General features: G+C 67.3%; 23 protein-coding genes and 4 pseudogenes. 12 read left to right on the top strand and 15 right to left on the bottom strand.

What is annotated here, in order from left to right:
• Positions 1 to 187 precede the first annotated feature (187 nt).
• The 4 genes from BN4348_RS44425 to BN4348_RS44440 all read right to left on the bottom strand — a co-directional run bounded on the left by BN4348_RS44425 (position 188) and on the right by BN4348_RS44440 (position 3927).
• Positions 188 to 1108: a TIGR03619 family F420-dependent LLM class oxidoreductase gene (locus tag BN4348_RS44425; protein ID WP_066913809.1), complete on the bottom strand. Its 921-nt coding sequence runs from the start codon at positions 1106 to 1108 to the stop codon at positions 188 to 190.
• A 15-nt stretch (positions 1109 to 1123) separates the two neighbouring features.
• A complete protein-coding gene (locus tag BN4348_RS44430; protein ID WP_066913811.1) occupies positions 1124 to 1759 on the bottom strand; it encodes a class I SAM-dependent methyltransferase in 636 nt (211 codons plus the stop codon).
• Complete coding sequence (locus tag BN4348_RS44435; RefSeq protein WP_066913812.1) at positions 1756 to 2688, bottom strand: SAM-dependent methyltransferase; 933 nt, start codon at positions 2686 to 2688, stop codon at positions 1756 to 1758. Before BN4348_RS44435 ends, BN4348_RS44430 begins: the two co-directional genes overlap by 4 nt.
• Before the next feature lie 546 nt (positions 2689 to 3234).
• Positions 3235 to 3927, bottom strand: coding sequence for a type 1 glutamine amidotransferase domain-containing protein (locus BN4348_RS44440; protein ID WP_066913814.1), 693 nt, complete (start codon positions 3925 to 3927; stop codon positions 3235 to 3237).
• 141 nt (positions 3928 to 4068) lie between these two features.
• On the opposite strand from BN4348_RS44440, the gene BN4348_RS44445 reads away from it, so the two are divergent.
• A complete protein-coding gene (locus BN4348_RS44445) occupies positions 4069 to 5076 on the top strand; it encodes a YihY/virulence factor BrkB family protein (RefSeq protein WP_066913816.1) in 1008 nt (335 codons plus the stop codon).
• Here the strand turns inward: BN4348_RS44445 and BN4348_RS44450 are convergent.
• The 5 genes from BN4348_RS44450 to BN4348_RS44470 all read right to left on the bottom strand — a co-directional run bounded on the left by BN4348_RS44450 (position 5073) and on the right by BN4348_RS44470 (position 11580).
• Positions 5073 to 5288: a DUF3072 domain-containing protein gene (locus BN4348_RS44450; RefSeq protein ID WP_066913818.1), complete on the bottom strand. Its 216-nt coding sequence runs from the start codon at positions 5286 to 5288 to the stop codon at positions 5073 to 5075. The two genes, BN4348_RS44445 and BN4348_RS44450, sit on opposite strands and share 4 nt — an antisense overlap.
• A 114-nt stretch (positions 5289 to 5402) precedes the next feature.
• Positions 5403 to 6479, bottom strand: coding sequence for a PDR/VanB family oxidoreductase (locus tag BN4348_RS44455; protein ID WP_096866154.1), 1077 nt, complete (start codon positions 6477 to 6479; stop codon positions 5403 to 5405).
• On the bottom strand, positions 6476 to 7393 hold the full coding sequence (locus BN4348_RS44460; protein WP_066913822.1) for an alpha/beta fold hydrolase: 918 nt from the start codon (positions 7391 to 7393) through the stop codon (positions 6476 to 6478). Before BN4348_RS44460 ends, BN4348_RS44455 begins: the two co-directional genes overlap by 4 nt.
• 9 nt (positions 7394 to 7402) lie before the next feature.
• Positions 7403 to 8311, bottom strand: coding sequence for a metal-dependent hydrolase (locus BN4348_RS44465; protein ID WP_066913824.1), 909 nt, complete (start codon positions 8309 to 8311; stop codon positions 7403 to 7405).
• 20 nt (positions 8312 to 8331) lie between these two features.
• Positions 8332 to 11580 carry a thioester reductase domain-containing protein gene (locus BN4348_RS44470; RefSeq protein ID WP_066913826.1) on the bottom strand — a complete coding sequence of 1083 codons (3249 nt, stop codon included), beginning with the start codon at positions 11578 to 11580 and terminating at the stop codon, positions 8332 to 8334.
• Between the two features lie 570 nt (positions 11581 to 12150).
• Here BN4348_RS44470 and BN4348_RS44475 point away from each other — a divergent pair.
• On the top strand, positions 12151 to 12444 hold the full coding sequence (locus BN4348_RS44475; RefSeq protein ID WP_066913828.1) for a hypothetical protein: 294 nt from the start codon (positions 12151 to 12153) through the stop codon (positions 12442 to 12444).
• A 9-nt stretch (positions 12445 to 12453) separates the two neighbouring features.
• On the opposite strand, the pseudogene BN4348_RS63115 reads toward BN4348_RS44475, so the two are convergent.
• Positions 12454 to 13194 (bottom strand): annotated as a pseudogene (locus BN4348_RS63115) (retinol dehydrogenase); the annotation flags it as partial.
• Between the two features lie 5 nt (positions 13195 to 13199).
• Positions 13200 to 13991: pseudogene (locus BN4348_RS44485) on the bottom strand (diacylglycerol kinase family protein); the annotation flags it as partial.
• A 187-nt stretch (positions 13992 to 14178) separates the two neighbouring features.
• On the opposite strand from BN4348_RS44485, the pseudogene BN4348_RS44490 reads away from it, so the two are divergent.
• From BN4348_RS44490 to BN4348_RS44500, 3 genes and pseudogenes are all read left to right on the top strand, one after another.
• A pseudogene (locus BN4348_RS44490) lies at positions 14179 to 15095 on the top strand (oxidoreductase).
• A gap of 135 nt (positions 15096 to 15230) precedes the next feature.
• Entirely contained in the window at positions 15231 to 16148 is a 918-nt protein-coding gene (locus BN4348_RS44495; RefSeq protein WP_066913830.1) for a DMT family transporter, read from the top strand.
• 353 nt (positions 16149 to 16501) lie between these two features.
• A complete protein-coding gene (locus tag BN4348_RS44500; RefSeq protein ID WP_066913832.1) occupies positions 16502 to 17272 on the top strand; it encodes a sensor domain-containing protein in 771 nt (256 codons plus the stop codon).
• A 2-nt stretch (positions 17273 to 17274) separates the two neighbouring features.
• Here BN4348_RS44500 and BN4348_RS60050 read toward each other — a convergent pair whose 3' ends face one another.
• On the bottom strand, positions 17275 to 17430 hold the full coding sequence (locus BN4348_RS60050; RefSeq protein ID WP_160040476.1) for a hypothetical protein: 156 nt from the start codon (positions 17428 to 17430) through the stop codon (positions 17275 to 17277).
• A gap of 101 nt (positions 17431 to 17531) precedes the next feature.
• Here BN4348_RS60050 and BN4348_RS62175 point away from each other — a divergent pair, with 101 nt between their 5' ends.
• On the top strand, positions 17532 to 17666 hold the full coding sequence (locus tag BN4348_RS62175; RefSeq protein WP_264034429.1) for a hypothetical protein: 135 nt from the start codon (positions 17532 to 17534) through the stop codon (positions 17664 to 17666).
• 87 nt (positions 17667 to 17753) lie between these two features.
• Here the strand turns inward: BN4348_RS62175 and BN4348_RS62520 are convergent.
• Positions 17754 to 18566: pseudogene (locus tag BN4348_RS62520) on the bottom strand (PE family protein); the annotation flags it as partial.
• A 273-nt stretch (positions 18567 to 18839) separates the two neighbouring features.
• Between BN4348_RS62520 and BN4348_RS44510 the strand changes: the two are divergent.
• Positions 18840 to 20018: an ATP-grasp domain-containing protein gene (locus tag BN4348_RS44510; protein WP_066913836.1), complete on the top strand. Its 1179-nt coding sequence runs from the start codon at positions 18840 to 18842 to the stop codon at positions 20016 to 20018.
• A gap of 11 nt (positions 20019 to 20029) precedes the next feature.
• Here BN4348_RS44510 and BN4348_RS44515 read toward each other — a convergent pair whose 3' ends face one another.
• Positions 20030 to 20905: an alpha/beta fold hydrolase gene (locus BN4348_RS44515; protein WP_066913838.1), complete on the bottom strand. Its 876-nt coding sequence runs from the start codon at positions 20903 to 20905 to the stop codon at positions 20030 to 20032.
• A gap of 72 nt (positions 20906 to 20977) precedes the next feature.
• Here BN4348_RS44515 and BN4348_RS44520 point away from each other — a divergent pair, with 72 nt between their 5' ends.
• Positions 20978 to 22720: an MFS transporter gene (locus tag BN4348_RS44520; RefSeq protein WP_066913840.1), complete on the top strand. Its 1743-nt coding sequence runs from the start codon at positions 20978 to 20980 to the stop codon at positions 22718 to 22720.
• 148 nt (positions 22721 to 22868) lie between these two features.
• A complete protein-coding gene (locus tag BN4348_RS44525) occupies positions 22869 to 23222 on the top strand; it encodes a DUF732 domain-containing protein (RefSeq protein WP_096866155.1) in 354 nt (117 codons plus the stop codon).
• Between the two features lie 31 nt (positions 23223 to 23253).
• On the opposite strand, the gene BN4348_RS44530 is transcribed toward BN4348_RS44525, so the two are convergent.
• Complete coding sequence (locus BN4348_RS44530; protein WP_066913842.1) at positions 23254 to 24162, bottom strand: TPM domain-containing protein; 909 nt, start codon at positions 24160 to 24162, stop codon at positions 23254 to 23256.
• An 86-nt stretch (positions 24163 to 24248) separates the two neighbouring features.
• On the opposite strand from BN4348_RS44530, the gene BN4348_RS44535 reads away from it, so the two are divergent.
• The 3 genes from BN4348_RS44535 to BN4348_RS44545 form a co-directional block, all read left to right on the top strand.
• Complete coding sequence (locus BN4348_RS44535) at positions 24249 to 25229, top strand: glycoside hydrolase family 6 protein (RefSeq protein ID WP_066913844.1); 981 nt, start codon at positions 24249 to 24251, stop codon at positions 25227 to 25229.
• Positions 25230 to 25357: 128 nt separating this feature from the next.
• Positions 25358 to 26224, top strand: a complete 867-nt coding sequence (locus tag BN4348_RS44540; RefSeq protein WP_066913846.1) for a cyclopropane mycolic acid synthase family methyltransferase — start codon at positions 25358 to 25360, stop codon at positions 26222 to 26224.
• Positions 26225 to 26319: 95 nt separating this feature from the next.
• Positions 26320 to 26933: PE family protein (locus BN4348_RS44545; RefSeq protein WP_142308809.1), on the top strand; the 614-nt coding region annotated here is incomplete at its 3' end.

Below are 26933 nucleotides of genomic sequence, written 5' to 3' on the forward strand. Positions count from 1 at the left end.
ACCCGGCGCGCCGTGGGGGTATGGCCCCATCAACTACTACGGCTACAACGAGACGCCCGTATGGGATCCCGGATTCAACCAGTGGGGCTTCTGGTTCTTCGGGGTCTGGATCCCGCTGTAAGAAGCCGACCCGCGCGACGCCCGCCCCACCGACCGGTGAGGCGGGCGTTGGCGGGACCGGTTGCACCTAGGCAACTTTGGGCTTGATCTCCTCGATCACCCAGTGGGCGTAGTCGAGATATTCGTCGATCCCGCGCACGGCGGGAACCGGCGCCGCGCTGAAGGTCACACCCTGCTCGGCGAGCCGATTGAGGCGATCGACGATCTCCTGGGCGCTCATGCCGGGGCGCGCGTGTGGGTCCTTGACGACGCGATGCCCCTCGCCGACGCGGTTGGTGCCCAGCCCGTGCATCACCTCGAACGGGCGCCCGTCGTAGGTGGGTTGGCTCTTGATGAACTCAACACGCTCGGCGATCTGGTCCGGCGGGGTCAGAAACGGCCACCAACCGGAGGCGAATCGCGCCGCGCGCTTGAGGGCGGCGTCGGCGTCACCACCGATCCATACCGGAAGGTGGGGCTTCTGAACGGGTTTGGGCTCGAACGCCATGTCGCGAAACGAGACGTAGTTGCCCTCGAAGCGCGGTGACTCGCTGGTCCACAGTTCGATGATCGCCTCGAGGTACTCGTCGGCGATGCGGCCGCGTTCGTGGAACGGCACGCCGAGGAAGTCGAATTCGCGTTCCAGCCAACCGACGCCGAAGGTGACCATCATGCGCCCACCGCACATCCAGTCGGCCGTCGCCAACGCCTTGGCGAGCACGATCGGATGCTGCAGCGGCAGGATCGTGACACACGAATTCAGCCGGATCTTCTCGGTGGCGCCCGCGATGTAGGCCTGCGCGACGGTCGACTGGAGGTAGTGCGGACCGGACAGGTCGACGTGGTCGGTGGGGATGACGAAATGCTCGGGGATCGCGATCATGTCGTAGCCCATCGCCTCGGCGCGCTTGACCATTCGGGTTTGGTCAGCGCCGGTGACTCCCGCCTCCCACGGTTGGGCGATCGCCTTGAGCCTCAGCATGTGCGGCAGCGGGAAGGCGAATTTCACTGGGCGCCCGCGCGGCTAGCTCTTGGTGCCGACGGTGATCAGGTCGGACACGATCCGGGTCCAGATCGGCCGCGGGATGCGGTGCTGATCGGTAACCGCGAACCCGGCGCCTTCGAACAGGCTCCGCATCTCGGCCGGCGACGCGTTGTGCTGCGGCTTCCACCGATTGGTCGCGGACGCCTGCAGCTGCGGTTGCCGGGTGCTCAGGGCCGCGACGGCCGCCAGCCCGCCGGGCGCCAACACGCGGTGGAACTCCCGTAAGGCCGCCGGCTGGTCGAAGAAGTGGAAGGCCGAGGTCGTCACGACGGCGTCGAGCGCCCCGTCATCGAACGGCAGTCGCTCGGCCGGGCCGCGCATCCACTGCACCCGGTCGGACCTGGCGCGAGCCTGGGCGAGCATGCCGTCGGACATGTCGACGCCGTAGATCTCGTCGGGATGGAGTTCCCGCTCGATCCGATCGCTGAGAATGCCGGTGCCGCAGGCGATGTCAGCGATCTTGCGCGCCTCGTGGGCGCGCAGCTGCGCGATCACCTCGTCGTGCGGCGGGCGGTAGACCCACCGCTGCAGCAACGGGAGATCGTAGGCCGGTGCGAGGAAGCCCCACATCCGGGTGACCGCGTCGTTGAGACCGCGGCGCTGCGCTGCCGTCATCCGCCCAGTATGGACGTGTGATAGATCGTGTCCGCCACCGACACCGAATCGTCGGTCTGCGGGATCGCCGCGAGACCGATCTCGGTCAGCAGTTGACTCATCGGGGTGCCGGTGGTGCGCCACCCCAGTCCTTGCAGATAGGCCTCGACGTCGTTGCGCTCGCCCTCAAAGCCCAGATCGGCGAACTCCAGATCGAGACCGTGCTCACGCCATTTGGCGGCGGCGACGCGCATCATCTCTCGCGCCCGTTCGCGATCCCGATCCGGCGTTTCCGGGACGGCCTCACAGGCCAGCCGGCTGCCGCCGGCGCTGAGGGCGGTGACATTGTCCAGCAGCCGGTCTTGGGCTTCCGGCGGCAGGTAGCCGAAGAGCCCCTCGGCGATCCACGCCGTGGGCCGGCTCGGGTCAAACCCCGCTTCCTGCAATGCCTTCGGCCAATCGTATCGCAAATCGATTGCGACGGTACGCAAGTCGGCCCTCGGAGTGACACCCAGCCCGGCCAGGGTCGCGGCCTTGAACTCGATGACCTCCGGTTGGTCGATCTCGAAGAGGGTCAGGTCCGCCGGCCACGGCAGCCGGTAGGCGCGCGCGTCGAGGCCCGACGCCAGGATCACGGCCTGGCGGATTCCGGCGTCGATTGCGTTTTGGAAGAACAAATCGAAGAAACGGGTGCGCGCAGCCATCGCATCGGGCATGTGCTCGAGCTTCCAGGTGGATTCCTCGTGATCGACGTCGGCGGCGCTCAGCTCGCCGCTGACCCATCGCGTGAAGAACTCCACGCCGACCGCGCGGACCAGCGGTTCGGCGAACCGGTCCTCGATCGGCGGGTTGTCGGCGTTGGTGGCGATCGCCCGGGCCGCCGCGACCATCGTGGCCGTCACTCCCACGCTGGTGGCCAAGTCCCAGGTGTCGTTGTCTGTGCGTGGCATGCGCCCTGCTCTCCGGTGTCGAAATCAAGCTTTACTTAGCCAGTATAACGACCGTTCGAGCGGCGCCGTGGTGCGGGTTCGGGCGCATCAATGTGCGCTGAGGGCTTCGAGTGTGCACGGGGGCGAGATCTGGGGCGATTTTTCGTCCCAGGACTCACACGCAAAGCCCAGGACGCACACCCACCCGCCGACTAGTGGCGGCCCGGGCCGCCGGGACCGCCCGGCCCGCCCGGGCCGCCGGNCCACGCCCAACCGGGGGCGCAAGGGGGCGGATCGTCGGCGCGGCTGATGGCCGGTTCGGCGATGGCGATCGCCGGCAGTCCCGCCAATGCGAGCGCGAAAGCCCCCACCGCGCAACGTGTTCGACTACGCCTTGATCGGCGCGGTCTCGCTTTTTCCGCGTCCGCCGCGATTGCCTCGGTCATGTCGGTCCTCCTGCCGTATGCCGCCGATGCCCGCTTAGTAACGATTTAATCGCTGCGCGGGCCCGTTGACCGGCGTTTTCCGATTTTCAAACGACCGGTGCGGCTTACCGGCGGCGGTCCGTTACTTGAGTACTTTGAGCAATTCCTTTGCGAGCGGCGCGGCCGAGGCGGGGTTTTGGCCGGTGTAGAGGTTTCGGTCCGCGACCGTGAACGGCTTCCAGATCTCGCCGCGGACGAAGTCAACGCCAAGCTTGACCAATTCGTCCTCGGCCGTCCATGGGGCCTTTTCGCGCAGGCCGACCGCGTCCTCCTCGTCGTTGGTGTAGGCGGTGACCCGGTAACCGGCGAAGGGTGAGACGCCCTTGCGCCGCGTGGCGAGCAGGGCGACCGGCGCATGGCACACGACGGCCAGTGGCTTGCCGGATGCGAGCGCGGCGGTCAGGAGTCGACCCGAGTCGGCGTCCCGCCACAAGTCCTCCATGGGGCCGTGGCCGCCGGGGTAATAGAGGGCGTCGTAATCGTCCAGGCGCGCGTCGGCCAGTTCGATTGGGCGGCGCAGCTCTTCGGCGGATCGCAGGGTCTCCTCGAGTTGGCGGGCGATCTCTTCGCTGCCGGCCATCGAGGGACGCAGGCTCATCACGTCCACGTACGGCACCACGCCGCCGGGGGTCGCCACGACGACCTCGTGGCCGGCCCCGCTGAGCGCGCTGTACGGGGCGGCGAACTCTTCGGCCCAATATCCGGTCGGGTGCCTGGTCCCGTCCCTGAGCGTCCAGTAACTCGTTGCGGTCATGACGAACAGGACTTTGGCCATCCATGAAGGCTATGTGGTCGCGCGGCCGTCGGCAATCGGTTGCTAAACGAATCAAACCAGCGCGGTTGACCATTCATAAATCTGGGTATGAGGTGGTGAGCCGATCGGTGGTGTCGGCTTTGCGAGGTGAAGTGAGCACGGATGGTCGGTTGGCTGGACAGGCTGCAGCGACGGAACCGCACCGTCGGCGTGGTGATCGCCGTCATCTACAAGTACCTCGATGATCAAGGCGGCTATTTGTCCGCCTTGATCACCTACTACGGGTTCGTATCGCTGTTCCCGCTGCTGCTCCTGCTGACCACGGGCCTCGGGGTGATCCTGGCCGGACGCCCCGATCTGCAGGACCAGGTGCTGCACAGCACGTTGAGCCAATTCCCCGTCATCGGAAGCCAATTGCACCAGCCCGAGGGGCTCAGCGGCGGCACCGTTGCAGTGGTCGTCGGGATCGTGGGGGCCCTCTATGGCGGGCTCGGCGTCGGCCAGGCGGTGCAGAACGCCATGGACTCGGTGTGGGCCGTGCCGAGGAACAAGCGCCCCAACCCAATATGGTCGCGCGTGCGCAGCGCGCTGTTGTTGGTGGTCCTCGGGTCGGCCGCCGTCGCTTCCACTGTCCTGTCCGCGGTCGGCCAGGCCGCAGGCTCGCTGGGCGTCGCCGGGAAGTTCGGTCTCACGCTCGCGGCCATCGCCATCAACGGCCTGATCTGCTTGGTGGCGTTTCGCGTGACCACCGCCCGCCAACTCACGTACCGCCAGGTCTGGCCGGGAGCGCTCGCGGCGGCGTTCATTTGGCAAATCCTGCAGCGGTTCGGCGCCGGTTACGTCGGCCACACCGTCAAGACGGCCAGCGCCACCAACAGCGTTTTCGCGCTGGTGCTGGGGCTGCTGGCGTTCCTTTTCCTCGTGTCGTCGACGCTGGTGCTCTGCGCCGAGATCAACGTCGTTCTCGTGGAGCGGCTATACCCGCGCGCGTTGCTCACCCCGTTCGTCGAATCCGCGGACCTGACCGAGGCCGACCGCAAGACCTATGCCAAGCGGGCAAAAGCCGAGCGCGTCAAGGGATTTCAGCGCGTCAGCGTCAGGTTCCACGACCTCACCCGCAAGGCGACCGATCCGCAGACGCCGACCATCCCGAGTCGGCCACCAGGCTAGTCGGCGCCACGTCCCGTGTGCTGTTGCAATTCGTCGATCAGCTCGGAGGCTTGGGCTTTTGTCATGCCGTCGGGAACGCCGCGACCTGCCTCCTGGGCCAGCGTATGCAGGTAGCTGCGCTGGGGTCCCGTCATCGGCTCGTCCCCGGTCACCCAGTCGGACGTGTCCTTCTCGGGGTTTTCGCGCGGCGCCTGCTCCGTGTTGTCACTCATGCCCTGGAGATAGCCATCGCACGCGTGTTCGAAAGGTCTTCGGCGAAAGTTTCGCCTTCGCTTTTGGTGGGGGCTGTTGGGCACCATGGGGACGGCCGGGTCGTAGCCCGCGGATCAGGCGTCGATCACCACGCGACCGCTTTTCGCCCGCGAAACGCAGACCAGCATTTCGTCGTCGCCCTCCACGGTACGTCCGCGCCGATCGACGTCGCCGGCCAGCACCTTGACCTTGCAGGTCCCGCAGAACCCTTGCTGGCAGGAGTACGCGGTCGCCGGGTCGCGGTCGAGCATGATGGCCAACGCCGACCGGTTGGCCGGCACGCTGAGCACCCGCTGCGAGCGCGCGAGTTCCAGCTCGAAGGGAATGCCGTCGACGACCGGTGGCGGGCTGAACCGCTCGTAATGCAGTGGCGCGTCGACGTGTTCGTCGCGAGCCGCGCGTACCGCCTCGAGCATGGCCGTCGGCGCGCACACGTAGACGGCCGTTTTCGGGCCCGCGCCCGCCAGCAGCTCGTCGGTGGTGGGGAACCGGCCCTGCTCGTCGTCGGCCCACACGGTGACCCGCTCGCCGTCCACGGCCAGCACCTCGTCCAGCAGCGGCATGTACTCGCGGGACCGGCCGGCATAGATTGCCCGCCAATTGATTCCGTGCTGTTGGGCCACCTGGATCATCGGCAGGATGGGTGTCACCCCGATGCCGCCGATGACGAACAACACGTCCTGCTCGTCCGTGACGAGGTAGAAGGCGTTGCGAGGGCCTTCGAACACGAGGGTGTCGCCCACGTCGAAGGTGTCATGCATTTCCCTCGAACCGCCTCCGCCATCGGCGATCCGGCGCACGGCGATGCGGTAGTCGGTGCGCCGCCCGGGCGGCCCGCACAGCGAATACTGCCGGCGGCGGCCCGAGGCCAGCCGGACATCGATGTGCGCGCCGGGTGTCCACGACGGCAGCAACCCGCCGTCCGGATCCGCCAGGGTCAATGCCACCACGTCGGGCGTGAGTAGTTCGCGCTCGGTGACCACCGCGGTGGTCGTCCGCTGTACCGGTAACACCCGCGACGGCGTCCACCGCGATGCCGTCGCGAAGGCGCCGAACACCGTGCCCACACCCCACAACGCCGTGTAAAGCCTGTCGCGCTTGCGGCGGCCGTACAGGTCGGCGGGTCTGGAGCTCCAAATGGCATGTGTCACAGGGAGTTCCTTGGACTGTCGAATGCGACGACCGAGTTGACCCAGTCGCTGGTGAGCTGGGCAACGACGTCGGGATGCGAGGCCACCACCCAGTGCCCGCCCTCGATCGGGACGATCCTGCTGTTGGCCGGGATGGAACCGGTGAACCCCTGCAGGGCAGGTGACACGAAGTAGTCCTTGCGGGCCACCAGCACCTGCACCGGGACTCGTGTCTGCGGCAGCTGCGCCGGCGGCGCCAGGATCGGTCCAGGCATGTTGGCACGGTACAGGTTGAGGCCGTTGAGGTAATCATCGATCGACCGGGTCGTGGCCGCGGGCCGCGGACCGGCACCGCGTGGCCGACCGATGCGTTCAACGGCCGCAAAGACTTTCATCGTGGCCCCGGACCGGATCGCGAGCTCGGGCACGCCCGGGCACAGGAAGAACCAGATGTATCCGGAGGCCAGGAACTGTTTGACCACGTCGGCCACGGCGCGCAGCGTGCGCGGTGACCTCAGAAACCTGCCCGCATAGTTCAGGTGCGGCCCCGAGATCGACGTGAACGAAGCGATCTTGCCCATCACCGACTCGTCGGTGACCGCCGCCCAGCCCTGGATGGACCCCCAGTCGTGGCCCAGCAGGTGCACCCCGCCGACGCCCAGGCTGTCGATCACGGCGCCGATATCGTCGACCAGATGGGTAAATCGATACCCCGATCGGGTTGCCGGCCTTGACGACTCGCCGATGCCGCGCACGTCGTAGGCGACGAAGTTGCAGCGGTCACCGAGCTTCGCGGCGACGCCGTCCCACACGTGGTGGTTATCGGGGTAGCCGTGGATGGCCAGGACGGTCGGGCGCCGCGGGTCGATGCCGGCGTAGGTGTGGACCGCCAGCGAGACGCCGTCCGACGCGGTCACGGTGCTGAACTGAGTCATCCGGCAACCTCAGTAGGACGCGCGCGCGGCGGGCGAGCGGGCCAGGTAGTCGACCGCCCGTCCCACGCCGCCCAGCTTGGACGGATGGAAGTTCGGCGTGTAGTACGCGCCGATGACTCCCAGGAATTCGAATGGCCCGGGCACCAAACCCCGGCGCGCCGCGCGGAAGTAGTCCCGCCAGCGCGGTTTGCTCCCCGGCGGCAGGTGTGGGTCGACCGAGTACATGAACCGCACACCGCGGATGAACAACCACAGCAACGACGGCGTCACCAGCAGCTGGGTGCGCACCTGCCGCCAGTACCCGGCGCGCAGGTGCTTCATGGTGTCGAATGCGACGGCCTTGTGTTCGACTTCTTCAGCGCCGTGCCAGCGCAGCAGGTCCAGCATCACCGGGTCGGTGCCCAGCGCGTCGTGTTGCGGCGTGTCGAGGACCCATTCGCCCAGGATGGCGGTGTAGTGCTCCAGCGCAGCAACCATCGACACGCGCTCCAGCAACCAACTTGCCCGTCGCCGCGGGCTCCACCCTGGCCGGTCGCCGATGAGCTTGTTGAACAGCCAGGCCATCTGGTCGGTGAACGGCGTCACGTCGATGCCCTTGGCCTCGAAGTGTGCGAGCACGCCGGCGTGCGCCTGGGAATGCATGGCCTCCTGGCTGATGAAGCCCTGCACGTCGAGCCGCAGCTGATCGTCCTTGATCAGCGGCAAGGTGTTCTTGAACGCGTCGACGATGAATTCCTCGCCCGCCGGCAGCAGCAGGTGCAGCACGTTGCAGAAGTGGGTGGTGAAGGGCTCGTTGGGCACGTAATAGAACGGCAGCTTCGCCCAGTCGAATTCGACGTCACGCGCCTGCAGGACGATCCGCTCGTGATCGAGCGCAGCGTCGTGCGGACCCGTGGCCTGCTCGTCGACCGTGAACATGGTGCACCCCCTTCCGGTTGTCAGGCACTGCGTTGCTCCTCCGCCTCAGCCTCGGTGATCAGCTGCTCGCGCCGCAAGAAACGCACGAGATTATCGACCGTGTCGGTCAGGGCCGGTTCCCGCAGGTGGACCTTGGCCATCGCGCGGGCGTTCCGGTACTGGGTGTTGTCGTACCGCTTGTCCCGCATCGCGGCGATCTTGTCCGCCGAACGGACGAGGAAATCGACCAGCGGATAGAGCTGATCGCGCGGCGTGCACCGGCGGTTCAGCTGCTCCACGAACGACGGGATGTTGTGGTAGTCGAAGCGGTAGCCGTGGCGTTCGGACAAGACCCGGGTGATGTCCGTCAGGTTGTAGTAATCGTCCGCGGTCATGTTGTAGACGTGCCCGCCACAGGAGGCATCCGTTGGCAAGCCCATCAGCGCGACGACGTGGTCGGCGATCAGGTCCGCCGGCAGCAGGCTGATCTGGTTGAGCGCGTCGACGGCCAGCCCGTGCTCGATCATGAACGCCGTGAGCCGCACCAGGATGTCGTCCTGGCTGCCGAAGCCCGCTCTGGTGGGCGAGATCAGCGATGGCCGGTAGATGCGCACGTCGAGGCCCTGCCGCTGCGCCGCCAGCACCAACTGCTCGGCGACCCACTTGGTCTGCGAGTAGCCGAAGTCCAGGCCGCTCATCTTCGCGTTGGCGTCCCACTCCCCGACCACCGGCTCGGTGCTCCAGCCATAGATGAAGGTGCTGGAGACCAGGTGGAAGGTCTTGGGGTGGTCGGTCATGGCCAGGCGCAACAGCTCCAGCGTGCCCAGCACGTTGGCGGGGCGCAGGGCGTCGTACGTCCGGACGTAGTTGACCAGGGCACCGTTGTGCACGATGGCGTCGACGCTGTCGGCCAGCCGCCCGAACTCCGCCTCGCCGATGCCCAGGTGAGGCTCGGCGAGATCGCCGCACACCACGCGCACCCGCGCACGGACCTCGGCTTCCAGAGCCGGGGACCAGAGCTGGGCCCGGCGCAGCGACGCGACGATCCGGTCCAGGCCGTGCCCCGGGTCCGTGGCGCGGACCAGCGCGTGGATGGTGTGCGACGTCTGCCCGAGCAGGCTGTTCACCAGGAACGGCCCCAGGAAGCCGGTCGCGCCGGTCAGCAGGAGGTCGCGTGGCGCGCCGGATCGCGCCGGCGGTAGGGCCGGCAGGGGCAGCCGCGCATCGGCGCGCATCTGCTCGGTCTCCTGCGCCTCGTACTCGGCCGAGATCTGATCCAGCGCGCGCCGCAGGGCGTCCAGCGGCTGCCCGGACCGATCGCCGAACTGCCGCATGAGCCGGAAGAATTCGGCGACCGTCAGGCGCTGGAGCAGCCGCGTGTTGACGTCCTCGGCGAGGTCCCCCGCCCCGTGCTCTTCCAGCAGGGCCTGCAGGTCCGCGCGAAGCTCGGCCAGGGCCAGCGAGTCGATCCCGAGATCCGCGAAGGAGCATTCTTCATACCCGGTGAGGTCGTAACTCTCGATGAGGTGGCGGAAACGGCCGAGGGGGCCCGTGCCGGCGTCCGGCCCTGTGTGGGTTTTCTGGACCCAGGTCGCCAGCACGGGCAGCTTGCCATCCAGCCACAGCTGGCGGGTCTGCGAGCGCCTGATCTTCCCCGAGGTGGTCTTGGGGATGCTGCGCGGCGGCACGAACAGGATGGTGTGCGGGTCGATATGCCCGTGCCGCCGGATCGCGCGCGCGAGGGCCCTGCCGTCCGGAAGGTCACGCTCGCCACGCACCTCCGCGACGACGACCAACACCTCCTCGTCCTCGCGCTCGACGCCGAAGGCCGCGACGCAGCCGTGGCGGACCTGGGCGGCCGACCGTTCCACGACGGCCTCGATGTCTGACGGGTAGCAGTTGACGCCCCGGACGATGATCAGGTCCTTGGTCCGGCCGCAGACGAACAGTTCCCCCTCGTACAGGAAGCCGAGGTCGCCCGTCCGCAGATAGCTGTGCTCGTCGTCGCCGTGGATACGGGCTTCGAACATTTCCGCGGTGACGTCCGGCCGGTGCCAGTAGCCGCCGCCCTTGGACGGTCCGGCCAGCCAGATCTCGCCGACCCGGCCCTCGCCCAGCGCCCGCCGGTCTTGGGGGTCGACGACGCGGACGATGGTTCCGGCGGCGGGCTTGCCGCTGCTCACCAGCGGGGCCTGGTTGTTGTTCTCTGGCAGGGCCTTTTCGACGCGAACGACGTTCTGCTGCAAAGCCCGCTTGTTCACGGCCAGGGTCTGGCGGCCCCCCAGGGACACGGCCAGCGTGTTCTCGGCCAGGCCGTAGGCACCGGTCACCGCGTCGGGGCGCAGGCCGTAGGGCGCGAAGCGTTCCCGGAATCGAGCGAACGTCTTGGCCCGCAGCGGTTCCGCGCCGATGACCATGGACTTGAGGCTGCTCAAATCGACGCCGGCGAGCTCCGAGGCGGGCAGCTTGTCCTCGCGCAGGCAGTACTCGAGGGCAAAGTTCGGCGCCGGCGTCTGGGTGGCGCGCGCCTCGCCGATGAGCCGCAGCCAGGACGAGGGTCGCTTGAGGAAGTCCTCCGGGGACATCCCGTGCGTAGTCCCGCCGAGCACGACGATGTACAGGTAAGCCGAGATCAGGCCCATGTCGTGGTGCTGCGGCAACCAGCTGACCGCCACCTCGCTGTCCGTGAACGCCGACGCGTTGGCGATGACGTTGGCGTGGGTCACGACCACGCCCTTGGGATCGCTGGTGGACCCGGACGTGTACTGCAGGAAGAGGACCCGGCCGGGCGTATCGGCCACGGGTTCGCCGCCGAAGTCCCGCGTCCCGTCCGTCGCCACCCAGGGCAGCTCCGGGAGCCGCTCGACGTCCGGCCAGGGTAGCGCGCCCGGTCGGTGGTCCAGCAGCTGACGAAAGGTGTGCTCGAGTTCCTTGGTCGACAGCACGGCCTTGGCCTGGGAGTCCCGCGCGATGAAGCTGAGCTTGGCCAGCCCGGCTTCGAACGCCATGGGGAGAGGGGCACTGACCGGCACGGCGATCACGCCGATGCGAGCGCAGGCGAAGAACGCCGCAACCATCTCCAAGCTCGGCGGGTAGACGAGCAGCGCCCGATCCCCGGGCTTGAGCCCTGCCTCGGTGGACAGGTAGGCCGCCAGCTCGCGCGTGCGCTCGTCGAAACTGTCGTAGGTGTAGCGCTCGAGCTCGCGGCCCTCGGCATCGACGAACCGGAAGAGGGTTTGGTTTGGTCGGCGCGCTTGCCACATCCGCAAGTAGTCGATCAGCGTGTGCATCGAGGAGTCCCTTCCAGGTCGGTGGTCGGTCGTGAGCCGAAATCGGAACAACAACTGCCTTACATCGCAATTAGTAATTCCACGGTAAGGGTCGATCGCACTCCAGAAAAGACCATTTTGCGGCTGCACATTGATTTCACAGGCTCAACCCATCGAACGCGTGATGCAGCTCATAGTCGAGCAATTTCCAAGGCGATAGGAAAGCGCGCGTGCAAATACTGCGATCAGTAACTCAGCAGGCCGTATCCCGACGTATCGCCTGTTCATCTGGCTATGACGTAGATACTGAGGTACGGACTTGCGGTTATAAGTATCGAATGATTTCCTTTTCCATGGCGCGAATTCCAGGGCCGCTTCGTGGATCGCTATTGGCGTGCAATAGGTTTTCGCGCCCAAACGGCTTATGGGCGACAATTGCTCGGCGCCCGAACGACAACGAATTGCCTTTTCAACGGAAAGCCGGGCGGGCCGCCGGTCCCCGCGCCGGCGGGCGGGACTCATCATCTCCGCATATACTGAGGTGACTTACTGATCGCCGGACCTACTGCCGCCCAGAGAAGGTCGCCCAGCATGAGCACTTCCGATCCCGCTTACCGCCCCGGCGCCGCACTGACTCCCGCGGTCGCCGCGGCACCGACCGAGCCCTTCGCCCTCGGACGAACGCGCAACCCCAAGACCCGTCGCACGGTCGACCTCACGCCCGCCCAGCATCGGGCCCTGGACATCTGGCAGCGAGAGGCCGCCGACCGCCTCGGCGTGGCCCGTGTCACCGGCCAAGAGGTGCTCGCCACGCTGGTCGACCAGCTGCTGAACGACCCCAGGCTTTCGGCGCAGATCACCCGCACCATTCAGGCGCGGCGCTGATCGTGTGAATTAGCGCCCGGACACCTGGGCGACGCGGATGCGCGGCCCGGCGCGGGCCACTAGTCGGGTGATGCCGAGAAACCGCTCGCCGTCGATGATCGGCGACAGCGGCTCCCCGTCGGCCTCGATGATCATCTCGCGGCCGTTGACGTCGCGTATCCCCTCGCCGCGCATGGTTCCGTTGGTGAGCGCCGCGGGCAGCTGCGCGACGATCTTCGACGGCCTTACCTCCCCGGCTTGGAAATGCAGCGCACCGGGCTGGGCGGCCTTCGGGAAGAGCCGGAACGGGCCCCCGATGCGCAGGTCGATGGCGCCGGCGTGCAGCAACCGGTGTGTTCGCGTCGGCACCTCCTCGCCGTCGATCACGACGCGGGCGCGCGTCGGGGTGAACAGGACGGACGCGTAGTTCGGCGTTTTCACCCGGCTGGGGGCGACCTTGGAGGTCAGGTAGTCACCGAACGAGCGAGCGATCACCCGGGCGACGGCCAGGCGGTCGTGGTCGGGCGAGTCGTAATACCTTTCGTAGAACCGGTTTCCGACGCCGCCGGCGGCCAGCCCGAAGCACAGCCGATGAAACGCCGCGCCGTCCTCGGTTTCGCCGTCGAGTTCAAGGGTGTCCAGGCGAATCTCGGGCGGAGGGCGGTCGGCCTCCGCGGCGGTCGCCAAGGCGCGGATGATCCCGTCGGCGCGACCGCGCACCCGCGCCTTGCGCGCGACCGCGTTGGCGCTTCCCCCGTTGCTGGGCCCGAAGGTCNCTTCGACGGCCTTACCTCCCCGGCTTGGAAATGCAGCGCACCGGGCTGGGCGGCCTTCGGGAAGAGCCGGAACGGGCCCCCGATGCGCAGGTCGATGGCGCCGGCGTGCAGCAACCGGTGTGTTCGCGTCGGCACCTCCTCGCCGTCGATCACGACGCGGGCGCGCGTCGGGGTGAACAGGACGGACGCGTAGTTCGGCGTTTTCACCCGGCTGGGGGCGACCTTGGAGGTCAGGTAGTCACCGAACGAGCGAGCGATCACCCGGGCGACGGCCAGGCGGTCGTGGTCGGGCGAGTCGTAATACCTTTCGTAGAACCGGTTTCCGACGCCGCCGGCGGCCAGCCCGAAGCACAGCCGATGAAACGCCGCGCCGTCCTCGGTTTCGCCGTCGAGTTCAAGGGTGTCCAGGCGAATCTCGGGCGGAGGGCGGTCGGCCTCCGCGGCGGTCGCCAAGGCGCGGATGATCCCGTCGGCGCGACCGCGCACCCGCGCCTTGCGCGCGACGGCGTTGACGCTTCCCCCGTTGCTGGGCACGAAGGTCGGCCAGCGGTCGGGATCGGCGATGCAGTGCTCGATTTCGTTGACCAGCCAATGCAGCGCGCCGTCGCCGCCGTCGCCGACGAGGTGGGTGGTCCGTGGATTGAGCTCCTTGACGGTCCTGCGGAGATCCTCGACGGACGCGGTCTCGTGCACCTCGCCCCAGGGGCCGACGATCCGGCGCAAGTCGGCGGCGCGGTCCGGCGCGGCGCGATTCTTGCGCGCCTGCGGATTGACGATGATGGCTAGATACATGCCGGGCTTCCCATCGTGCTCGGCGAGCGTTGGGTTCGCGGGATTCCGCTGGTCATCCCCCGAACGATACCCGCGGCGTCGGGGTGGGCGAGATCGCGCCGCACCGCCGCAGGGTCGTATTGGGCTGTTGTACAGCGGATTTGCGCTTGTCGGAAGCCGTCTCGATTTCGAAGCTAGGGTGGCTGCCATGCCTGCTTGGACCGCCGCAGACCTGCCCTCGTTCGCCGGACGCACCGCGATTGTCACCGGCGCCAACGGCGGGCTGGGCGAGGTGACCGCCCGCGAGTTGGCCCGCGTCGGTGCCCACGTCGTCCTCGCGGTGCGCGACACCGGAAAGGGCGAGACCGCGGCCGCGCGCATGACCGGCGACATCGAGGTGCGCCGGCTNAGACCGCGGCCGCGCGCATGACCGGCGACATCGAGGTGCGCCGGCTCGACCTGCAAGACCTGGCCTCGGTGCGCCGCTTCGCCGACGACACCGCGCGGGTCGACGTCCTCGTCAACAACGCCGGCATCATGGCCACCAAACACGCGGTCACCGCCGACGGCTTCGAGGGTCAGATCGGCACCAACCATCTCGGGCACTTCGCGCTGACCAACCTGTTGTTGCCCAAGCTGACCGACCGCGTCGTCACGGTGTCCTCGCTGCTGCATCACATCGGATTCATCAGCCTCAACGACCTCAACTGGCAGTCCCGCCGGTATTCGGCCTGGCTGGCCTACGGCCAGTCGAAGCTGGCCAACCTGTTGTTCACCAGCGAGCTGCAACAGCGCCTGCATGCCGCCGGTTCTCCGCTGCGCGCGCTGGCCGCCCATCCCGGCTGGTCGCATACCAACCTGCAAGGCAACTCGGGCCGGAAACTGGGCGACGCGGCGGTGCTGGCCGCCGACCGGCTGGTGTCCACCGACGCGGACTTCGGTGCCCGCCAGACGTTGTACGCGGCATCGCAGGACCTGCCGGGCGACACGTTCATCGGTCCCCGATTCGGCCTGTATGGCCGCACGCAGCCGACCTGGCGAAATTGGCCGGCCAAGCGCGCGGCCACCGCCGCCGCGCTCTGGGAGCTGTCCGAACAGCTCACCGGCACGAAATTTCCACTCTGAGGCCGCCCCCGATCGGCTCGACGGGCCGGGTCCGCGAGTCGCGGTTAGATTGGATGAATAGCCCGTCGCTGAGCCAACACAGCTAACAGCGCAACGCGACGCCGCAAACAGGCGTGTGAGCGAGGAGGTCATCCCATGTCGAGGACGGATGTGGCGGTCCTGCTCGCTCTGTTGGCCGCGCTGGCATCCGCGGTCGGCAACGTGATCCGGCAGCGGTCCGCACAGGAGGTCACCGACAAACCGGTCGGCCACCTGACCCTGTTCGGCATGCTGTTGCGCGATACCCGCTGGTGGCTGGGCGGTCTGGGAGACATCTCCAGCTACTGCCTGCTTGCCGCGGCCCTCGACAAGGGCTCGGTGCTGTTGGTCATGTCGCTGCAGGTGACCGCGCTGCTGTTCGCCTTGCCGATCTACTCGCGTGTGACGGGCCATCCGGTAACCCGCGCCGAGTGGCTGTGGGCGCTGCTGCTGGCCGTGGCACTTGCCGTCGTCATCGCGGTCGGGCAGCCCGCGGGCGGCCATGAGCAGGGCTCGCTGCAGGCTTGGCTCGTGGTGGCCGTCGTGATGGGCCCGCCGTTGTTGCTGGGTGTGCTCGGCGCCCGGATTTGGGCGGACCGTCCGGCGGCGGCGCTGTTGCTGGCGGCGGTGGCAGGTTCGTTGCTGGCGGTGTTCTCGGTGCTGATGAAGGGCATCGTCGACGTCATCGAGCACACACCCGGCCAGCTGTGGCACACGCCCGAGTTGTATGCCTGGGTGGCCGCCGGCGTGGCGGGAATGATCTTCCACCAGTCGGCCTATCGCGCCGGCGCGCTGACCGCCTCGCTGCCGACGATCATCGTCGCGAAGCCGGTCGTGGCGGGGGTACTCGGAGTCGCGGTACTCGGCGAGACCTTGAATGCGGACGGCACGCAATGGTTGGTGCTGGCCGTGGCGGCCGCGGTGGTGATCGCCGCGACGGTGGGCCTGGCCCGCGGCGAGGCGGCGACCATGGCAGCCGGCGCCGGGCGCGACCTGAAAATCGCCGACCCGCCCAAGGCGGCATCGCAAGCCTGATCGGTCGGGGCGGCGGCGTGACTCAGGCCATCGTGTTCCCGGTCCGGAAGTAGACAGGCCATCTTCAGACAAAGTTGCCCCCGGAATTCATGCCTTAGACACATAGCTGTCTCGCAAAAGGCATTTCACACGCGGTTTTCCTCGGCCTAGCGTCATAACCGGGCTTTAGAAACCCCTATGAGAACAGCCGCCCACCGGCGCCCGGCCACGCGACATGCCGACAATGTGCTTGCGCACCGAACCCGCGGTGGGGCGTTAACTTCAAGGCATCAGCTGGGCTCGTAGCCGACACGGCGAATGCCAGCCGCGGTTGCCGTGCTGTGTCGGGTATGGCCCGGACAGGAGACCCCGAGATGACCGCACCGTCAGCGAACGCACCCGGGTCCGTCGGCGGCCAGGCCGGGCGCGGACGCCGCGCCCTGGGCGGCGTGCGCTACGCCATCCTCGCGACGACGGCCGTGTGCCTGCTGCTGAGTGGCTGCACCATGTCCACCACCGGGCGCCCGGTGGCGGCCCCGAACCTGGGGCGTTGGCAGACCCCGCGGATTCTCAACGCGCGCCTGGACCACCTGCTGTTGACCGCCGGCGACGTCGATGCCGTGGGGCAAACCACGAATATGGTTCTGCGCAGGCCGATTTCGGAGATGTCGCACAGCGAGGACCAAGTCTCGGATCGCAATTGCCTGGATGCCTATTCCCCCGTCGAGGCCGCCGTCTACCGGGACAGCAGCTGGGTTGCCCTGGAAGGGCAGTTCCTCGATAACGCCCGCGCGGCGGCCCAGCGCAAGCACGCCCTGCTGCAGGCCGTGGTCAGGTTCCGCGACGCCGACGTGGCCCAGCAATTCTTCACTCAGGCCAAACCGCGGTGGTCCGCCTGCGCCAACCGGCCGTTGACCTTCAGCCAGCCCGGCGACCCGTCAGTCAAATGGACTTTCGGCGAGCTGGCGGCGACCGGCACCTCGCTGAGCCTGGTGCAGACCCTCGACGGCGGCCACGGCTTCGCCTGCCAGCGTGCGCTGGGCGTGCGGAACAACATCATCATCGACACGCTGTGGTGTGGATTCGACACCGCCAATCAGGCGGGCGATGTCGTCAGCAAGATCGCGTCCGCGGTTGAGGTGTGATGTCAGGCCGCACTGGTCGGTGACCGCCGAAAAGGCTTGCGGCGCAACACCAAAAGATGACCAACGCCAGCACCGGTATCCAGGGGATGAGGATCGCCGAGCGCGGCGCGCTGCGAGGTGACGTCGGTGTGGCCGATAGACATCAACTCGCTCGTCACGGCGCGTGCGTTTACGGCGGGTGGGTCCGACGCCAAGAAATTCGGGACCGTCACGAGGATTGGTTCAGCCTGGTCGAGAAGGCCGCGTACTACGACAACCCGTGGAAGTGTGGGCCTACGCCGACGACAACAACTGGCCACCGCCGGGCGCGAACCCCGCGCTGCTATGGCCGGCGTGGACGGACCCGGTGCTGCTCAATCCGGCCCGGACGGACCTGCTGGCGCCGTTCCTGTGAGACCGGGTTGTTGCTGCAGCCTAAATATGCTGCTTTTCAACAGCTTTCGTTGAAGCGGGGCATCGAATCCAACGACTGCCGCGATCAGCCCGGCAATCCGTTCGCCCCGTTCGGACCGAAGAAGTAGTACCCGCCAAAGCCGCCCTGTCCGCCAACGCCCGGGACGACGCCAGTTCCGCCGTTACCGCCGGCGCCCCCGATGCCGAAGAGAAGTCCGCCATAGCCGCCCTGGCTGCCGTTACCGCCGAAAGCCAAGCCGGGTGCACCGAAGCCGTTGCCGCCGTGGCCGCCGAGGCCGAACACCAGGCCGCCGAGACCGCCGAGCCCGCCGGTGCCGCCGTGGCCGCCGGCCTGGGCCACGCCACCATCGCCGCCGGCCCCGCCGATGCCGAACAAGGAACCCCCGGCATAGATACTGCCGGCACCATCGCTGAACACGTAGCCGTTGTCGCCGCCGTAGCCCCCAGGGCCGCCGCTGCCGCCGGCGGTCAGGGCCGNGTTTTGCCCGTTGGCGCCGGTTCCCGGGGTGCCGTCGGCACCGTTGCCGATGAGCGGGCGCCCGAGGAACGTGTCGAAGGGCGCATTGATGTCGTTGAGGAGCCCCTGCAGAGGATTGGCATTGGCGGCCTCGGCGTTGGTGTAGGAACCCGCCCCGGCGGTCAGCAGCTGCACGAACTGCTGGTGAAACGCCGCCGCCTGAGCGCTGATCGCTTGATAGGCCTGCGCGTGCCCGCCGAATATCGCCGCGATGGCCGCCGACACCTCATCGCCGGCCGCGGCCGCCACCGTCGACGTCGGAACCGCCGCCGCCGCGTTGGCCGCGCTGATCGTCGAACCGATATTGGCCAAATCCGAGGCCGCCGCCGTCACGTACTCCGGGACCGCAACTACGAATGACATCCCGACCTCCGAACGACGTGGCGACCGCCGGAGGGTCGCCGAATAGCGAAATCGTGTCGTCTCGCTCGCCCTACCGATCCCAAGTTTCAGTCGGCTTGAGAAGTAATGGACAGAGCTAACACGCAGTCGATGAGGCCGGCCTAGGCCTTCGCTGGGTCCGCACTGTGAACCGATTCGCCGGGCGGCACGCCCTTCGCGTGCCCAGGTTTTTTGGGAGCGAACCGGGCGGGCGGGTACTCCCGACGAGGGGTTGGTATTCGCAACGGAGGTTTGATGTCCCAGTTTAGTAAAAAGACGGTGCTGATCACGTTCGGTCGGTCGTTCTTGTCGCTGCACCTGGCCCGCTTGATGGGTGCCGCGGGACACGAGGTGCTGATTTCGGACTCGGTGCCCTTTCCGATCACCAGGTTCTCCGCACCGGTCAGGAGGGCGTTCCGCACGCCGCGGCCGAGGTATGAGCCGGTCGAATGGACCCGAGCCGTCGCGCATATCGCCCGCGAGGAGGGCGTCGACCTGGTCGTGCCGGTCCACGAGGGCACCGAAATCCTCGCGAACACGATCAGGCGATACCCCGACCTGTTTCCCGGCGGCAGCAAATGTTTCTTTTCCGATTTCGAGGTCGAGGCGTGCCTGGAGAACAAGTACGAGTTCCAGGCCGCGCTGAAGGCGCTGGGCATACCCACCCTCGATTTCGCGCTGGTCCGCAGCCAACATGAGCTCGAGGCGCTGGAATTCGATCGTCCCTTCGCGCTCAAGCCCGTCTACTCGCGCGGTTCGCAGCAAGTTCACAAGGTGACCCCGGGAGAACTGCCGCGCGGCCTGAGCTTCGAAGCCGCGAATCCGTGGATCGCGCAGGAGTGGGCGAACGGCACCAGCTATTGCTCGTATTCCGTCTGCCGCAATGGCCAAGTGAAAGCGCACGCGGTCTACCCGGTGCGCTACGCGATCGACGGCACGTCGTGCGTGACGTTCGAGTCGGCCCGCCACGAGGGCATCGACGCGTGGGTGCACGACTGCGTCAAGGCGTTCAACTTCACCGGGCAGATGGGGCTGGACTTCATCGAGGTGCCGGGACGGGGGCTGTTCGCGGTCGAATGTAATCCGCGGTCCACCAGCGGAATTCTGTTGTTCGATCCCGAAACGCGGGTCGACAGGGCGTTTTTCGGCGTCAACGACGAGGTCATCGTGCCCAAGCCGGGCGCGCGCAAGATGCTGGGCCCGGGGATGCTGATGTACGGGTGGCGCAAATCGGCGCGGCAGGGCAATACATTCGGCGGATTCCTGCGCGATTACCTGCGCACCGACGGGGTCATCTTCACGCCCCGCGATCCCGCGCCCAGCCTGGCGCTGCCGCTCGCGATGGGAAACATTCTCGCCGAGGCCGCCCGCTACCGGGTGAACATCCCGGAGGCGTTCATGCACGACCACGAGTGGGACGGCGCCGATGCCTAAACGTCCGCGGCTCAGCTCCCGCGGTGGGCGCGGCAGAACTTGGTGATCCGGTCGACGCTGTCTCCGGGTCCGGTGAAGATGCCGCCGTGGCCTGCACCATCGATCTGCGCGAATTCGGCTTCGGGAATCAGTCGGGCCGTGGCGGCGCACAGCGCCGGCGGAAAGAACAGGTCGTGCTCGAACGCCAGGACGAGCGTGGGCACGTCGATCGCGCCGAGGTGTTCCGGGGTCGGTTCGCCGGCCGTGATCCACTGCTGCGACGCCGCGAGCTGCCCCTTGAAGCCGTCCGGTCCCGCCCATCCGCTTTCGTAGCCCGCCGACAGCGCCTGGCGCCAGCCCTGCACCATCGCCGGATCTTGCAGCATCGGCGTGTGCAGGGTGGTCAGCAACTGCTCGAAAACGACGACCTCACGCGGCACCTCGCCGTAGCGCTCGATCAGGCCGAGCTCCATCTCCCCCACCATCGCGCCCACGGGCGAGGGCTGGAGCCCGGCGAACAAGACGAGCGCACGCACCAGCTCGGGACGGATGCGCAGCAACGTCTGCGCGACGTAGCAGCCCATCGAGTACCCGACGACCGTGGCCCGTTCGGCCCCGAAATGGTCGAGTATGGCCGCGGCGTCGCGGGCGAGGTCGGCCACCGAGTACGGCGCGGCCGGTGCGGAAGATGGCGACATTCCGCGCGCGTCGTATTTGATCACCTGAAACCCCGCCCCGGCGAGCGACCGGGGAAGTCCACAAATGTCCCACGTGATACTCGGCATGCCGAGGCCGCCGACCAGTAGGACGGCGGGACCCTCCCCGGATCGTTGGACCGCGAGTTCGACGTCCGGTTCCGCGATGACGAATTCGATGCCGTCGTAGGTCGTATCCGTGGTATCTCCCATTAGTGCAACTGTAGTAACGACTGTTGCGGGACCAATTCCACCGGAAGCGATCAAATGACGACTGAGATCTAGATGGTTGACAGCCTCGCCGCGACGGACTCGACGCTGGCCCCCAGCGAGCGCAACGGCCGCCGGCTCCGATGGGACCGCGACCACCCGCATTACAAGTGGGTCGCACTGTCGAACACCACCCTGGGCATGCTGCTGGCGATGATCAACGCGTCGATCGTGTTGATCTCACTACCGGCCATCTTCCGCGGGATCAGATTGGACCCGCTGGCCCCGGCGAATATCGGCTTTCTGTTGTGGGTGCTCATGGGCTATCTCGTCGTCACCGCGGTCCTGGTGGTGTTCGTCGGGCGACTCGGCGACATGTTCGGCCGGGTGCGCATCTACAACTTCGGCTTCGCGGTGTTCACCGTCGCGGCGATTGCGCTGTCGTTCGACCCGTTTCACCTCGGCCGCGGCGCGCTTTGGCTGATCGGCTGGCGCGTCATCCAGGGCATCGGCGGCGCGATCCTGATGGCGTTGTCGGCGGCGATCCTTACCGACGCATTCCCGAGCAATCAGCGCGGCATGGCGCTCGGATTCAACATGGTCGCCGCGGTGGCCGGTTCGTTCCTCGGCCTGCTGATCGGTGGGCTGCTGTCGGGGTGGGACTGGCGCGCGATCTTCTGGGTCGGCGTGCCGATCGGCTTGCTGGGCACCATCTGGGGCGTGCGTTCGCTGCACGAGATCGGCGTGCGCACACCCGGACCGTTGGACTGGCCCGGCACACTGACATTCGGCGTCGGCCTGACCGTCATCCTGGTGGGCATCACGTACGGCATTCAGCCGTACGGAAATCATGCGACGGGCTGGACGAACCCGTGGGTGCTGGGTTCGATCGCGTTCGGTCTGTTCTTGTTGATCGCGTTCTGCATCATCGAGTTGCGGGCGGCCCAGCCGATGGTCGACATCCGGTTGTTTCGGTCGGCGGCGTTCGGGATGGGCAACCTGGCCAACCTGATGTCGTCGATGGGCCGCGGCGGCTTGCAGTTCATGCTGATCATCTGGCTGCAGGGCATCTGGTTGCCGCTTCATGGATACAGCTTCGAGTCGACACCGCTGTGGTCGGGCATCTACCTGTTGCCGGCGACGGTCGGGTTCCTGTTCGCGGCACCGGCGGCAGGATGGCTCGCGGACCGGTTCGGCGCGCGGCCGTTCGCCGTCGCCGGGATGCTGCTGATGGCCGGCACGTTCATCGGGCTGTTGATGATCCCGGTGAATTTCGACTACCGGGTCTTTGCGCTGCTTACCTTCCTCAACGCCCTGGGTGGCGGCGTCTTCACCGCGCCCAACACCGCCGCGATCATGTCGAGCGTGCCGGCCGCGCAACGCGGGGCCGCGTCCGGCGTTCGGGCGACGTTCTTCAACGCCGGCTCGGCGCTGTCGATCGGAGTCTTCTTCTCGCTGATGGTCATTGGGCTGGCGCACACACTGCCGCAGGCGCTGAGCGGCGGGCTGCAACAGCAAGGCGTATCGGCGGCGGTGGCGCAGGATGTGGCCAACCTGCCACCGGTGGGCAGCCTGTTCGCGGCGTTTCTGGGCTACAACCCGATCGCCGAACTGCTCGCACGATCGCATACCTTGCAGGAACCCGGCGTCAACGCCGACGTGCTCACCGGCAAATCGTTCTTCCCGGAGCTGATCGCGGGGCCGTTCCACGCCGGACTGGTGGTGGTATTCGTCGCGTCGGCAGCCATGATGCTGACCGGCGCGCTGGCGTCGCTGGTCAGTCCCGGACGCTACGGGAACGAGGCCGGAAAAGCCTAGCCGCCGGCCAGACAGAATCGGCGGCCGCGGGGCGCGCGATTGCCGTTGCGCAGCGCTACCATTCGCCATGTTTGTGTCTTCAAATTCGTGCCGCTTTTACCCCGCACCGCCGGCATCGTCGACGCCATAAACAAAGGGAGCCGTATCAATGTCCTCACCTCGCTGGCTGGCGATGCTTACCGTCCCCGTGATGGCCGGCGCTGCCCTGGTTGGTAGCTGTGCAGTCGCGACTGCCACCCCGGCCGATGACGCGTACCTCGCTCAACTGCGCGCCGTCGGCCTTACGTGGCCGCCCAAGACGGAAGAGGCGCTCATCGGAGAGGCGCATCTGGTCTGCTATGACCTCACGTGGGGTTGGACGCCGCAGCAGATCGCGGACGACGTCCACGCCCATCTAAATGCGAGGGGCGTGACGTTGTTGGACGTCGGAACCTTGGTCAACGCCGCACACTCGACCTACTGCCCCGGCAATGTGTGCGACGCCCCCATCCTTTGCACCTGACAGCACCACCGCCGCAAGGGCTTTCGACCGATCATCGCTTCGATGCGCTGCCTCGACGCCGCGGCGTGCGGTGCGCGGCCAGCACGTCGGTGTTTGCCAGCGTTTGCGCCTGAGCGGCCAGTGTCGATGCCCTGTTGGCATAGGCGATCGCGTCGGCCTCGTTCGTTGCTTGCGTGCCCTGCGCCGCTGCGAGGTGTCGCTTGGCGTCTTCGAGACGGGCCTGGGCCTCGGCGCCGATACTGTCGCGATGCCGGGCGGTGTAGTCGGAGATCCGGCGCACCCTGGCGTCGGCGGTGGACAACGCCTGGCCCAACGACCGATCGCTTCCCTCGATGCTCACCTGCCCATCGCCGCGCGCGGCGCGCCGGCGGCGGCGCGCGCGATAGAGCACGAAAACCACCACCACCACCACGATGACGACCACAACGACGATGACGGCGATCGCGGTCGGTACCCAGTTGCGCTTCGGCGGGGTTGCCGGGCTTGCCGATTTGTCCAGCCCGTCGGCCGCAGCGACCGCGGCGATGCTCCATTCCTTGGCGTTGATCGCCGGATCAATTTGGTTGCTGCGCAAAGCGTTTAACTCGGCCGCCGGGAGGCCCGGCACGTCGAACACGTACAGCTTGGTGTTCGTGGCCACGGCCAGCAGCGCGTCGTGCTCGCCCATGCCGCTGGCGCTGCGCGTTTGATTCGCCCAGTTGTCGGGCTTGAACCTGGAGAAGTTGTCGACGTAGACCACCCACAGTTGGATGTGCCGATCGCGGTAGAGCCGGTCGATGGCCGAGTTGACCGCAGCACGGCCGGAGTCTGTCAACGCCCCGGAGTTGTCAGTGACGTGGTCGGCGAGCTTGGACGGCGGTTGGGCGCCGGCGGGTGCTGCCACAAGTAACCCCGCCGTGAGAATCGCCAGGGCTGCTCCGAACAGGCGGACGACGCGCATACGGGTAATGTAGCTCGCTGCCGACCGAGTCGAACCCACATCACCTGCCGTCGGCGCCTGGCACTGCATGGACTACTTTCCCTGGGGTGACGTTCTCAGTTATTGGTGCGGTTTCGCGGTGGATCGCCCCCCTCCTCACGGTTGCGGCCGTTGTCGGGACGAGCTTCCTCGTCGACCCCGCGGTGCGCCTGGCCGATGACGCCAATCCATTGGCCGGCATGCCCTTCTACGTCAATCCCAACTCGGCGGCCATGCGCGCCGCGCAGCACGCCGACCCGCCGAGTCCCGAGTTGACCGCCATCGCCAACACGCCGCAGGCGTACTGGATCGTCCCGGGCTCTTCCGCGTCGACGGTCGCGAAGTACACCGGCGACGCGGCGGCTGCCGGCGCCATCCCGGTGCTGGCGGTTTATGGCATCCCGCACCGCGACTGTGGCAGCTTCGCCGCCGGTGGCATGGCCTCGGCCGACGATTACCGCGGGTGGATCGACGGCATCGCGTCCAGCGTCGGCGCCACGCGCACGGCGATCATCCTCGAACCCGACGCACTGGCCATGGCCGACTGCCTGTCGGCCGACCAGCGCCAAGAACGCTACGACCTGATTCGCTACGCCGTCGACACGCTGACGCGCAATCCGGGCACGGCGGTCTACGTCGACGGAGGTCACCTGCGCTGGCACAGCGCCGAGGACATGGCCGCCCGGCTCAACAAGGTCGATGTCGCCCGGGCGCGTGGTTTCAGCCTCAACACCGCGAACTTCTACACCACCGGGGACGAAATCGGTTATGGGGAAGCGATTTCCGGGCTCACGAATGGTTCGCACTACGTGATCGACACCTCGCGCAACGGCGCTGGGCCGGCGCCCGACTCCGGGCTCAACTGGTGCAACCCCAGCGGCCGAGGGCTGGGCACTCCGCCGACCACCGCCACCGCGGGCGCGCACGCCGACGCGTACCTGTGGATCAAGCGTCCCGGCGAATCCGACGGAACCTGCGACAAAGGCGATCCGCCGGCGGGCACCTTCGTGAATCAGTACGCCATCGATCTGGCCCACGCGGGCGGCTAGAAGCGCCGTCGCCGTCACCGTATCTCTGGCAGGAAAGACGGGCGCCGTCGTAACCTCAAGCGACGGTCACCTCGGGTGGATCGATCCACACACCCCTGGCCGCACAGGGATTGGAGGCAACATCAAAGATGGCTGAGGAGCTGACGCCGCATTTCGAGGACGTGCAATCGCACTACGACCTATCCGACGACTTCTTCCGTCTGTTCCTCGACCGCACCCAGATGTACACGTGCGCCTACTGGCTTGGCGGCGACGACATGACTCTGGAACAGGCGCAGATCGCCAAGATCGACCTCTCGCTGAGCAAGCTGGGCTTGCAGCCGGGCATGACACTGCTGGATCTTGGCTGCGGCTGGGGCGCGGCCATGATGCGAGCCATCGAGAAATACGACGTCAACGTCATTGGAATCACGCTGTCCAAGAACCAGGTCGCCCACGTCGAGCAGCTGTTCGCCGCATCGGACAGCCCGCGTTCCAAGCGCGTGTTGCTCGAGGGCTGGGAGCGGTTTCACGAGCCGGTGGACCGGATCGTCGCGATCGGCCCGTTCGAACATGTCGGCTACGACCGCTACGACGCCTTCTTCGAGAGAACGTACGAGCTGTTGCCGAGCGGCGGCACGATGCTGTTGCACACGATCACCGTCCTGTCGGAGAAGGAGATCATCGAGTCCGGCTTGCCGCTCACTCCGGCGATCGTCGAATTCAGCGACTTCATGAAAACCGAAATCTTTCCCGGCGGCTTCCTGCCGACCATCGACATGGTCAAGGAGTTCTCGGCGAAGGCCGGCTTCAAGCTGAAGCGCCGCCAGTCGCTGCAGCGGCATTACGCCAAGACCCTGGACGTATGGGCCGCGGGCCTCGAGGCACGCAAAGACGAGGCCATCGCGATCCAGTCCGAAGAGGTCTACGAGATGTACATGAAATACCTCACCGGCTGCGCGAATCTGTTCCGCAAGGGCTACACCGACCTCAACCAATTCACGCTGCGGAAGTAGTGCTTGTGCCGAGCCCAGAAAAGCTTCACATTCCTGGGTCTACTCAATAGAGTTAGCGGTCCGAGTCGCCCCGTTGAACTTGATGGGAGTCGAAGATGTCGGCTTTCCTGATCGCAGCACCTGAGGCCTTGTCCGCGGCCTCGGCGGATTTGAGCGGAATCGGGGAGGCGATCAAAGAGGCCGCGGCGACCTGGGCGCCGTCGACCACCGGAATTGCGCCGGCGGCCGGCGATGAGGTGTCGGCCGCGATCGCGCGGTTGTTCGGCAACTATGGGCAGACGTATCAGACGTTGGGCGCCCAGGCGGTCGCGTTTCAGCAGCAGTTTGTGCAGGCGCTGAGCGGCGGCGCGGGCACCTACGCCTCCGCCGAGGCCACGAGCGCAGCGTTTCTGCAGATCCCGGACCTGCAAGCCATCGAGCAAAACCTTCTGGACACGGCGAATGCTTACACCCTGACGTTGACGGGGCGGCCACTGATCGGCAACGGCGCTAACGGGGCGCCCGGGACCGGGGCCAACGGTGGGGCCGGCGGCTGGTTGCTCGGTTCCGGCGGGGCCGGCGGGTCGGGCGCGTCCGGTAGCGGCGGCGGGGCCGGCGGGGCCGCGGGGCTGATCGGGACCGGCGGGGCCGGTGGGACCGGTGGCACCGGCGCGGCAGGCGGTCCGGGCGGCCATGGCGGATGGCTGTTGGGCACCGGCGGGGCGGGCGG

The sequence above is a fragment of the Mycobacterium interjectum genome (assembly GCF_900078675.2).
In the GTDB taxonomy this organism is placed as follows: Bacteria; Actinomycetota; Actinomycetes; order Mycobacteriales; family Mycobacteriaceae; genus Mycobacterium; species Mycobacterium interjectum.